This is a genomic window from Marinimicrobium sp. UBA4509, assembly GCF_002388575.1.
GTDB lineage: Bacteria > Pseudomonadota > Gammaproteobacteria > Pseudomonadales > Cellvibrionaceae > Marinimicrobium > Marinimicrobium koreense.
In genome coordinates, this window is the sequence record NZ_DGMV01000008.1 from 55,766 (window position 1) to 66,292 (window position 10,527).

The window sequence follows — 10,527 nt, forward strand, 5'->3', positions numbered from 1 at the left end:
GATCGCCCGCCCCTTGGAAACCGAACTGACTACCGGTACTTTCCAGCGCGGTCAGATTGGTCACTTCCACATGGGTGAACGCCGCCGTCATGGTGAAGTTATCAGTCACCAGGAAGCGCGCCTCCAGTTCGTAACCTTCACTCTCGGTGGTGCTGTTGCTTACCTGATCCTGAGCGCTGTAGTTGGTACGGCTTTGCTCAAACCAGGCCCCGGAGATATACAGGCGGTCATCCAGGAAGCTACCCTTAAGGCCCACTTCATTGAGCTCCGAGTCCGCCAGCACATCACCACTGGTCACCAGATCTGGGCTGATTTCAGAGCCCTGCCCCATGATGATGGTGGCTTGCTCCGAAGCGGTCATATAAGGCGTCAAGCCAAACGGCAGCTTGTAGGAGACGCTCGCGGTCCAGGACACTCCGTCTTCGGTTTCGGAGGCGGAGGTCACGTCCGGCACAACGCGAACTTTTTCGGTGACCACGTCGGTATTGAACTCAACACTGTCGTAACGAGCGCCGAGCATCACATCAAGGTTTTCACCAATGTCATAATCTGCTAGGAATGCCAGACCGTAATCGGTGAAGTCACCCACCTTGTAGCTGGAATAATCGGAGTCCGTCATGGTCGCCAGCAACATCCGGTCCATACCGGCAATTGGCTGACTCAAGTCACGCCGGTCGAAGTATTCGTAGTCGAATTCCTCGCCATGCTCAAAATCGGTATAACGGATACTCGGGGATATCTGGTAGCTACCGTGCAGCCAGTCACTGTGCTGAGCATCAAACGCGAAAATCGTCTGGTTTTCGATCGCGTAGGTATCGAACGTGGCACTAAAGCCATAGGCGTTTTCATTGGCGTTATCCACGCCTTCATAGAAGGTCTTGTTCGTGATCGTGAAGTTGTTACTGACCCGGTGGATAATGTCGAAGTACAGCGTTTCAACGTTGGTTTTCAGGAAGTCTTCGGGCCCCACAAGGACCTGATTACCTTCCAATTGGGTTGTGCCGGCGTTTTCCAGCTCCCAAGCCGGGTCCATATCCGCGTCCGTCGCTGAAGAGGCGGGCACAAAGAAGTTGTTAGGGTTGACGAAGGTCGTTTTCCAGGCGTCATATTCATCAGGAGAGTTGTAGCCGTCTCCGTCGGTATCAACTGGCTGCGCGGTACCGGTAATGTAGGTACCGTTGTCAATCAGGTCCTGCGTCAAGCGGTTCCAGCCCGCGACCTGGTTGCCGTCGTATTCGTGGTACATACCACCGAATTCGAAACGCGTATCGGCACTGATATCCATGTTGAACGAAGCCTGAAGGATGTTCTGATCCGTCTTGCTGTAGTCGTAGTAGCTACCGGAATTTTCGGTTTCCGCATAGATGTAGTAACCCATCGGCTTATCGCCAATGCTGGCCGGGCCGCCGACCTCGGCGGTCAGAATATTTTTATCCCAGCTGCCACGGGTGATGGACAGCTCGCCCGTGGGCTCGGTCAGGTACTGGCCGGTTTCCGCACGAGCGGATTTGGGCTCGAAGTTGAGGTAGCCCCCAATTTTGGAAGGACCATAGATTGGGCTGGCGGGCCCGCGTACCACATCGATGCGGTCCGATGCCCCAATTGGGGTGGGGTAGTTACCGGGGTTATTTACCCGACGCACGCCCCGAAAATATACCTCACCCGGTGTGCCCCGAACATCCAAAGAACCCGCGACCCCAAAAAAGGATTGGGTAAAAGAGCCGGGTGCGATCAGGACCAGATCGTCTATGTCGGTAATATTGAAGCTTTCCATCATACTGGCGCTCACGGAGGTCACACCGCGCGGCGTTTCGAGCAGGGTTTTTCCGAACCCGAAAACGGATTCGACAGGCTCGTTAGGCATCAGCCCCATGGTATCTTCCACCGCTCCTTCGGTGGTGTAAGTACCGAGGTCCACGGACTCTTCGTCCGTTTCTTCGTCTTGAGCGACAGCGCCGGTGCTTGCCAGACCGCTACTAAGGGCAATAATCAATGCGAGCTCTTTGTATTTAAAGCGGGTGTTCGTGATCATAGTACGTGCACTCCAAAGTCTGTTTTGTATTTGCCTGAACAGCTGCAAAGAAGTTTGCAAGCGCCATGCCATTTCCTGTCCATTTGGTTACGATTTTAAATTTATTCAAAATATTTCTTTAAAATCAATTGGTTACGATCATCTAAATTTGATTCAAATGATTATCTGAAAGAAGAAGGTTCGCCTTGTGGAAACGCAAGAATGAGGTTCGGAGGTCACTGCTGATGCACTCTGGACCAAGTTGCACCAATTGGTGACTTTCTTTGATCTACAATAAAAAAAACCGGTCGGACCAAGGTCCGCCGGCAAAGAGAACGTCACCTGTAACGGTGAGGAGAGAGACTGGTTAATCCGATAAACAGAGCTGATACTGGTCGCAAATGAAGCCATGGCTGATCGGCTCAACAGACTTTATAGATGACAGCCCGCGTTGTATGAAGCGCGACTCGAAGTCTTCGATGCGTTCATCAAAGGTTTCCAGTAATTTGTGCTTGACTTCATCTTCGACAAATGAGTAGGCAAGGGAATTTCGACTTAGTTGTGTCAGTTCTCTCCAGGAAAGGTTGTACTCCTTTACCGCGACGAAGAATTCATCGGTAATATTCGAGTCCCACATACCCCTGTCATCGGTTGAAAGTGCCACCGGAATGCCGATACGCAAATACTCGGGAAACGGGTGATCCGCATAATCCTCTACATACTCGAGCAGCAGATTGGAAATTAGGTTGATTTCGATCAGGTAGGGCCCGTGGCGTAGCTCACGAAGCAATTCTTCGTCGTTGATCAGTTGAATACCGTGACCAATGCGATCCGCACCCAGCATCAGGGTATCTCGAATATGGCGGTTAGGCTCATCCAGTTCACCGGCGTGAATGGACAGGCGTACATTGCTGTATGTCCGACGCAGGTCCCGCAAGGTTTCCTTGAACCGCATAGGGTAGCCTTTGTCGTTGTCCTCGCGTCCGACCATGTTCACCGCAAGATACAGATCCCGATGCTCGGAGACAAACTCATAGGCGTCGATCAACTGCTGTTCGGCGTTGGGCGCAAAACGCAGGATTGATTCCTGGAACCGCACGGTAACACCGGTGTCCCGGGCATCCTTCTGATTCAACCGCTCCTTGTACATGGCCACCACCTTATCCGCAGGAATGGGCGTCCCGTCCGGTTCGGTAAAGCCCTTGGCTCCCATCATAGTTTCGAGGTAAATCAAACCCTCCTGTCCGAACGCCTTCATATTGCGGTAGAGGATCTCCATCATCAAGTAAGGGCTGTTGAGCAACTCATCAAATCGTTGCCAGTGGGTGGAAAAAAACTCTTCCCGCCCCTCATGATCGTGATTGAGCACCAAGCTATTCTTCCAACCTTCAACTTCCTTTTCGTTGAGCTCCGACAACAGCTTGTATTCAGAGCGCTCGCACTCGGGGAGATCCTCATAGGTCGAGGCCATTATGTTGTGAAACAACAGCAAGTAGGGCTGCCGTCCGAACTCATTATGGCCGTAAGGCTTGCAGTTGTTGATTTTGACCTTGGTGTAGAACTCGTACCCGTGTGCCTTCTGCTCCAAAGCCAGCTCGTACCACCATTCGGGTAGCCCCGAGCCACTCATATGGTTGTGTAAGTCGCCGCCCTTGGGCATGGCATATAAAAAAGTATAAAGTTCGCGGTCTGAAGCTTTGGACTTGAAGCGTTCAAACCAGTCTCCCTCGGCTTCGGCCTGTGCGGCGCCAAGCACCAGCCAGAAGGCCGCCGACAACCAGGCTAAAATCAAGGTCTTGGAAAGCGGTGTGGTTTTCATTCAGTGATCCGTTTAGGTGATGGACTTTCCAAGTGCAGCACATACGGGTGCGGCGCTGGATTCGTTACTCTCTCCCTTTGGCTAGCAATTGCAATACCAATTTTCTGATTACGCCATGAACGCCGCGTTACTGCTGTGCGCCGCCAGAAGATAACCTGTCTATATGGTCGAGATTTGTAATTTGATGGTGCACTCTCAGCCCGTATTGCCCCGAAATACGGCACTTTGTCTGCATATACTGTGTTTATCATACCCTGTCCAATGGCACAGTTTTTGAACACGCAATGAGAGTAGTTCAACTCTCTGCTTTGATAATTTCGCCCAAGTGAGCCCCATAATGAACGATTCCTACCCCAGAGACATGATCGGCTATGCCAACCGTCCCCCCAAGGCCAATTGGCCCGGGAACGCCCGTATGGCCCTGCAGTTTGTGATCAACTACGAAGAGGGAGCAGAAAACTGCGTGCTTCACGGCGACGACGCCTCGGAGACTTTTCTGTCCGAGATCATTGGCGCCAAGGCCTATCCCGACCGACACATGAGCATGGAGTCCATTTACGAGTACGGAAGCCGAACAGGTTTCTGGCGATTGCACCGCTTATTCAGCGAGTGGCGCGTACCCGTCACCGTTTATGGAGTGGCCATGGCCCTGGAACGCAACCCGGCCGCCGTGGAAGCCATGCTATCGGCCGGCTGGGAAATTGCCAGTCATGGCTACCGCTGGATCGACCACCAGTTTATGCCTATCGAAGAGGAGCGGGCGCAAATCGAGAGAGCCATTGAGACTCATACTCGGGTGACTGGCGAGCCGCCCTTGGGCTGGTATACCGGACGGGACAGTCCGAACACCCGGTCACTGATCATTGAGCGCGGAGGCTTCCTGTACGATTCCGACTCTTACGCCGATGACCTGCCCTACTGGTATCATGACGAGGGTAAACCGTCACACCTGATCATTCCCTACACGCTGGACAACAACGACATGCGTTTCGCCGCGCCACAAGGTTTCAACTGTGGTGAGCAGTTCTATACATACCTGAAAGACAGCTTCGACACCCTTTATGCCGAGGGCGTCGAGACACCGAAAATGATGAGTGTCGGGCTGCATTGTCGCATCATTGGCAGGCCAGGTCGGTTCCAGGCACTGGAGCGCTTTGTCCGCTACGCACTCGACCACGAGGATGTCTGGTGCTGCCGCCGGGTGGATATCGCCCGTCACTGGCACCAGCATCACCCAGCCACCGAACAGGAGAGTTGATGCTATGGTTTATCGATCTCTTATCATTGGGCTATGCGTCTCGGCACTTACCGCCTGCCAAGGCCTCACCGCACAAGGAGATCCAACAATGACCACACCGAGCGCTGAAGCGGTCATCCGGGCTTTGGGACTAGAACAACACGTGGAGGGAGGGTTTTATCGTCGCACCTTTCAGGCCGATGATCGCGACCCGATCATGACCCGCTACGGCGAGCGGTTTTTAATGACGTCCATTCACTACCTGCTGACCGATACCTCACCAGTAGGTCATTTCCACCTTAACCGCTCGGACATTGTGCATTACTTTCACCTCGGCGACCCGATCGAGTACTTCCTGATCCACCCGGACGGTAAACTGGAACGCGTGGTAATGGGACCAAATGTGAACAGGGGGCAGCGCCTGCAGTTGACGGTTCAGGGTGGTACCTGGAAGGCATCGCGCCTATTGTCTGGGACCAGTGGCTACGGTTTGATCAGTGAAGCCGTATCGCCGGGGTTTGATTTTGCTGATATGACTCTGGGAAAGCGGACTGGCTTAATCGAACTATTCCCTCAGCACAGCGTACTGATCGAAGCACTCACCCGGCATTGAGCTTCCACCGAGCCGTCCACCAGAATCATACGAACGCTGGCGTTGGCCTGCCTTAACTGGTGGATGGGCTGGTACTCTTCGCAGGTGGCCCAGTGCTGGGCACGTTCCCAATCGGGAAACTCCATGACGACTACTCGTTCGGGCTGCCAATTGCCATGTAAAACTTTGGTCCGCGCCCCACGCACCAGATAGCGACCGCCGCACGCTGCCACTGTGGGCGTAATCTTTTTCAGATACTCCCGATAGGGTTCCGGGTTATGCACATCGATATCGACAATAATGTAAGCCACCATTACTGAGCCTCCTTTTCCAGAGAGTTCTGCGCCTTCAACCAAGCGACCAGGGCGACTCGCTCCTTATCGGTCAGTCCGGTCATATTACCCAGAGGCATATAGCTCGACTGGATTGCCGGCAGTGCAAGGTCCCTGTGCGCTGCCAGATCCATCGAGGACTCTATGACCAGCCCGGCTGGCGGCGCCCGAAAGCCGGGCTGCACCGGGTCAACCCCATGGCAGTTGGCACAGTGCCGGGTCGCCCAGGCATCCACTTGCGCCGGCGCAGGCAATTCCGATGCTGCGCCGGCCGACGAATCGGAACTGGGCCATGAGGCCAGTACCGCGACCACGACGAGACCCGCCGCACTGGAGAGCAGCACCGCCGGGCGATGGTGGCCCTGATGCTTGAGGTTGAAGTAATGCCGGCCCCAAGCGAGCAGAATACCCACGGCGGACAATACCAGCCAGGCCTGTGGATGGCCGTAGAGAAATGGGTAATGGTTGCTGATCATGCAGAAAATAACCGGCAGCGTAAGGTAGTTGTTGTGCGTGGAACGCAGCTTGGCGAATTGGGCTTTGGCCGCATCCGGCTCCCGTCCTTCGCTCACCGCCGCCACAAACGATTTTTGTGCGGGAATGATGCCCCAGAACACATTGCCCGCCATCCAAGTGGCGATCATCGCCCCCACGTGAAGGTACGCGGCCCGCCCGGAAAACAGTTGTTGTGCCAACCAACTTGCGAGGGTGATCAAAAGCATCAACGCCACGGCAAACCCCCACCCTTTTTTTACCAGCGGTGTCCTCAGCAGCGCTTCATAGCACAGTTGCCCCAGAGCAATAAACAGCAGGCTCGCCACCACCCCGGCTCCCGGTGTTTCGATCCAAGCGTCGGGCCTCACCAGATAGGTACGGGCCTGAACGTAGTAAAGCAGGATCAATAACAGAGTCCCGCTCAACCAGGTACTGTAGGCCTCCCATTTGAACCAGTGCAGTTTCTCGGGCATGGCTTCCGGTCGCAGCCGATACTTTCCTATTTCGTAAATACCTCCCCCATGTATCGCCCAGAGATCGCCCTTGATGCCTTTTTCTTTTTTCCATGTCGGCGGCTCGCGCAAGTTCAGATCGAGCCAAATGAAGTAAAACGAGGCTCCGATCCAGGCAATCCCGGCCACCACATGAAACCAACGTACCGCCAGGTTCAGCCAATCAATCAATACTGTGTCCAAATCCGTTCCCCTTCTATACGTAAGTCGCCTGCTGGGCCGTGACTGACTGTCGTTGAAACTGTGGCCGCCCCATCACATAGGTGCTCGCGATATTGTTCTCGTCTCCCAGCATCATCAATGCAAACAACGATTCCGTCAGCGTCCCCGCTCTTGCTTGTCGATATGCTTGGAGCGGAGTGGACGACCGGTCGATCAGAATAAAATCGGCGTCTTTTCCCGGAGCGAAGTTGCCTATGCGGTGATCAAGCTTGAGTGTCCTGGCATTGCCCAGGGTGATCCAGTAAAAGGCCTGTAACGGATTCAGGTTCTGGCCTTGAAGCTGAAGCACCTTGTAACCTTCCGCAAGTGTTTTCAGCATTGAAAAACTGGTTCCGCCCCCGACATCGGTGGCGATACTGATCTCGACTCTAGCATCGGTCAGCCGCCGGGCATTCAGTAAACCACTACCGAGAAACAGGTTGGACGTCGGACAGAAGGCGACCGAAGAGCCGGTATCGGCCAAGCGCTTCAGCTCGACATCGCTCAGATGCAGGCCGTGACCAAAGACACTGCGCTCTCCCAAAAGTCCGTAGCGATCGTACACATCCAGATAATCCCGAGCGTCGGGGAAAAGTGTTTTGACCCATGCGAGCTCATTCAGGTTTTCTGACAGGTGAGTCTGCAGGTAAAGGTCATCGTAGGTCCGGTAGAGTTCCCCAGTCAGACGCAGCTGTTCGGGGGTGCTGGTCGGCGCAAAACGTGGCGTCAGGGCGTAATGTAAACGGCCGTTGTGGTGCCAGCGTTCAATCAACGACCGGCACTGTCGATCGCTCCCGGTGGCGGTATCGAGCAACGCTTCCGGGGCATTGCGATCCATCATCACCTTGCCCGCCAGCATGCACAGGTCCCGCTGTCGGGCGACCTCGAAGAAGGCATCGGTGGACTGCGGGTAGACGGTGGTGTACACCATGGCGGTGGTGGTGCCGTGGGCGAGCAGCAGGTCAACAAAGCGCTCCGCCTCGAGCCGGGCGTACTCGGCATCGGAAAACGCCTGCTCTGCGGGAAACGTATAGTGATTCAACCAGTCGATCAACTGCTCGCCGTAAGAGGCGATGACCCCGGTCTGTGGGTAGTGAATGTGACTGTCGATCAACCCCGGCATGAGCAACCAGTCGGGGCTGTGTCGACACCGGTTCAGATCCAGGCCCTGACGTTGCAGGACCCTGGCATGGTCGACGGTCACAACCCGCCCCCGATCGTCGACCAGCAGTACGCCGTCTTCAAAATATTCCAGGCCGGCTCCGGTGTGCGGATCGGGCTCATCGGTAAAATGCACAATGGCGGCGCGATAGGCCGTGTCAAATACTGCCGTCATAAACCGCTCCGTCAACTGCCACGATAGGTCGAGTAACCAAAGCGGTTTAGAAGCACCGGCACGTGGTAGTGCTCCTCTGCCGACTCGACGCTGAAGTAAATATCCACCTGGGGGTAGAAGCTGTCCACGCCGCGAGAGGCGAACCAATCTCCCACCGCAAAGCACAGGCGATGCACGCCGGGCTCGATGAAAAAGGCGCTGGACCAATGACCGATGCGACCATCTCTGTTGGTGGTTCCGGTCACCAAGGGTTCAGCGTCATCGGCGCGGTAGAGACCAACCTCCACTCCTGCCGCCGGGCGGCCGGTTTCCAGGTTGAGTACGTGGGTAGTAATCGGGGTTCGTGCCATAGTTTTCACTACTCGGTTGGTTGAAGCCACTGAAGAAGCCGCAGGCGGGTGATCTGTCCTTGCTCGCTGGCGCCGTTGCGCAACTCCTCGGCGCGGGAATTGTCGATGCGCTCGCGCAACGTCTGGAGCATCGCTTCCGCACTTCTGCCCTTGGCGCAGACGATAAAAATAAAACCATGTCGCTGTTCATAATCGACGTTCAACTGGTGCAGCTCATGCAGTACCGATTCGTCGGTCTGCAGTACTTGACCCTGTTCGTCTTTGGCCTTTCCGGCAAAGCGCGAGCGGAGCTTTTCGGTATCTCCAATTCGCGCATGACCGGAAAAGGCCTCCAGAATTTCCGTTTCAGTAGCGCTCGCCCAAAAACGCTCGGCGTGAGCAAGTACGTCCATCACATTTTCGAAAGGTCGGGCGGCGACCATATCGTGGGCCCAGCGGCGACAGTGGCAGCAGCCGTATAGCTGTTCGAAGGCCTGCTCCATGGGGGAGAGGTTCAGTTCGTCGATCGCATCGGTCGGCGTCATTTCAAAGGTTCCTTGGCCGTGGAGTCGGCGCTCCGGTTTTCGGGGCTGGCGAGCAGGCGCTTGATCTCTCGCCATGAGGTCCCTGGACGCGGGCGCGCCTCGGCGTAATACCGGCTCTGGAGTTGCGCGACAATGGAAACCGCCACTTCCATGGGACGCTTGCCTTTGACCTCGGGCAGGCCGACGGGGCTGACCAGGCGATCGATCATCGCATTGTCGTGGCCGGCCTGTGCCAACCGTTTGCGAAAGCGCAGGGCTTTGGTGTCGGACCCGATCAACCCGGTAAACGCCCAGCGGTAATCCGCCAGTAAACGATCACAGAGGGCAAAGTCGAGAGCGTGATCATGGGTAAAAATCACCACCCAGGTATCGTCCCGCAAGGCGTCGATACGACTGACCGGGGATTCACAATAGTGGTAGTGGCAATTCTCCGGTAGCGACTCGGTCATCAGCTCCGGGCGGTTGTCGATAATTTCCACCCGGCAGGGCAACTCGCCCAGAATCGTGGTCAGCGCCCGGCTGACATGGCCCGCTCCGAACAGTGCCAAGGTCCAGTCGCTGGCGGGGTAACTTTCCAGCAGCACGGTGACATTGCCACCACAGCACTGTGCGGCTTCGGCGGCCAACGGAAACGGTTTGAGCCATTGGCCACTTTCATTTTTTGCCAGATGTTCGCGGGCCTGCTGCACGATCAGAAATTCCAACTGGCCACCGCCCAGGGTGTCATAGGTGCGCTCGGAATCGATCACCATTTTGCTGCCGCCATCGCGCGGGGTGGAGCCCTGGGTGCTTATGACGGTGGCAATCACGTAGCCACGCCCCTGGCGCGCGCAATACGCAATGGCGTCCTGCCAGTTCACACGCGGATTCATTCGGCCACCTCCTCGACCGGCTTGCCGGTGCGATTGAAAGCCTCGCATTCACGTAGCGCCCAGTAGACCCGCTCGGGCGTTGCCGGGGTATCGAGTCGCGGGCTGAAGCGGTAATCCGTCAGGCTGGCGCAGGCATCGCGTAGCGCCGCCCAGACCGAGATCGCCAGCATCAGCGGCGGCTCGCCCACCGCCTTGGAGCGACGGATTGTCGGAGCCTTGTTGGCCGACCACTCCGCCAGCTTGACC

General features: G+C 55.9%; 11 protein-coding genes. 2 read left to right on the forward strand and 9 right to left on the reverse strand.

The window, feature by feature from the left end; translation table 11 throughout:
- The coding region (locus B3520_RS00960) for a TonB-dependent siderophore receptor (protein WP_286875119.1) at positions 1-2,032 on the reverse strand (2,032 nt) is incomplete at its 3' end.
- Positions 2,033-2,378: 346 nt separating this feature from the next.
- A complete protein-coding gene (locus tag B3520_RS00965) occupies positions 2,379-3,830 on the reverse strand; it encodes an adenosine deaminase family protein (protein ID WP_286875121.1) in 1,452 nt (483 codons plus the stop codon).
- A 337-nt stretch (positions 3,831-4,167) separates the two neighbouring features.
- Here B3520_RS00965 and puuE point away from each other — a divergent pair, with 337 nt between their 5' ends.
- Positions 4,168-5,088, forward strand: coding sequence for an allantoinase PuuE (gene puuE / locus B3520_RS00970; protein WP_286807032.1), 921 nt, complete (start codon positions 4,168-4,170; stop codon positions 5,086-5,088).
- A gap of 88 nt (positions 5,089-5,176) precedes the next feature.
- Positions 5,177-5,680 carry a cupin domain-containing protein gene (locus tag B3520_RS00975; RefSeq protein ID WP_286807034.1) on the forward strand — a complete coding sequence of 168 codons (504 nt, stop codon included), beginning with the start codon at positions 5,177-5,179 and terminating at the stop codon, positions 5,678-5,680.
- Here the strand turns inward: B3520_RS00975 and B3520_RS00980 are convergent.
- From B3520_RS00980 to B3520_RS01010, 7 genes are all read right to left on the reverse strand, one after another.
- The gene (locus B3520_RS00980) at positions 5,641-5,973 is read right to left on the reverse strand and encodes a DUF1330 domain-containing protein (protein ID WP_265366744.1); all 333 of its coding nucleotides are present in this window, start codon (positions 5,971-5,973) and stop codon (positions 5,641-5,643) included. The two genes, B3520_RS00975 and B3520_RS00980, sit on opposite strands and share 40 nt — an antisense overlap.
- A complete protein-coding gene (locus B3520_RS00985; RefSeq protein ID WP_286807035.1) occupies positions 5,973-7,181 on the reverse strand; it encodes a urate hydroxylase PuuD in 1,209 nt (402 codons plus the stop codon). Before B3520_RS00985 ends, B3520_RS00980 begins: the two co-directional genes overlap by 1 nt.
- Before the next feature lie 13 nt (positions 7,182-7,194).
- A complete protein-coding gene (guaD, locus tag B3520_RS00990) occupies positions 7,195-8,535 on the reverse strand; it encodes a guanine deaminase (RefSeq protein ID WP_286807037.1) in 1,341 nt (446 codons plus the stop codon).
- A gap of 11 nt (positions 8,536-8,546) precedes the next feature.
- Entirely contained in the window at positions 8,547-8,885 is a 339-nt protein-coding gene (uraH, locus tag B3520_RS00995) for a hydroxyisourate hydrolase (protein WP_286807038.1), read from the reverse strand.
- A gap of 8 nt (positions 8,886-8,893) precedes the next feature.
- A complete protein-coding gene (gene uraD, locus B3520_RS01000; RefSeq protein WP_286807039.1) occupies positions 8,894-9,409 on the reverse strand; it encodes a 2-oxo-4-hydroxy-4-carboxy-5-ureidoimidazoline decarboxylase in 516 nt (171 codons plus the stop codon).
- Positions 9,406-10,281 (reverse strand): xanthine dehydrogenase accessory protein XdhC, encoded by an 876-nt coding sequence (xdhC, locus tag B3520_RS01005; RefSeq protein ID WP_286875124.1) that lies wholly within the window; start codon positions 10,279-10,281, stop codon positions 9,406-9,408. The genes uraD and xdhC overlap by 4 nt, the downstream gene beginning before the upstream one ends.
- A partial coding sequence (locus B3520_RS01010) for a hypothetical protein (protein ID WP_286875126.1) occupies positions 10,278-10,527 on the reverse strand: 250 nt, incomplete at its 5' end. The genes B3520_RS01010 and xdhC, both read right to left, overlap by 4 nt.

Bases quoted from the DNA above. Each gene is read 5' to 3' on its own strand.
- puuE (WP_286807032.1), top strand. From the start codon at position 4,168: ATGAACGATTCCTACCCCAGAGACATGATCGGCTATGCCAACCGTCCC.
- B3520_RS00980 (WP_265366744.1), bottom strand. From the start codon at position 5,973: ATGGTGGCTTACATTATTGTCGATATCGATGTGCATAACCCGGAACCC.
- B3520_RS00975 (WP_286807034.1), top strand. From the start codon at position 5,177: ATGACCACACCGAGCGCTGAAGCGGTCATCCGGGCTTTGGGACTAGAA.
- uraD (WP_286807039.1), bottom strand. From the start codon at position 9,409: ATGACGCCGACCGATGCGATCGACGAACTGAACCTCTCCCCCATGGAG.
- xdhC (WP_286875124.1), bottom strand. From the start codon at position 10,281: ATGAATCCGCGTGTGAACTGGCAGGACGCCATTGCGTATTGCGCGCGC.
- B3520_RS00965 (WP_286875121.1), bottom strand. From the start codon at position 3,830: ATGAAAACCACACCGCTTTCCAAGACCTTGATTTTAGCCTGGTTGTCG.
- uraH (WP_286807038.1), bottom strand. From the start codon at position 8,885: ATGGCACGAACCCCGATTACTACCCACGTACTCAACCTGGAAACCGGC.
- guaD (WP_286807037.1), bottom strand. From the start codon at position 8,535: ATGACGGCAGTATTTGACACGGCCTATCGCGCCGCCATTGTGCATTTT.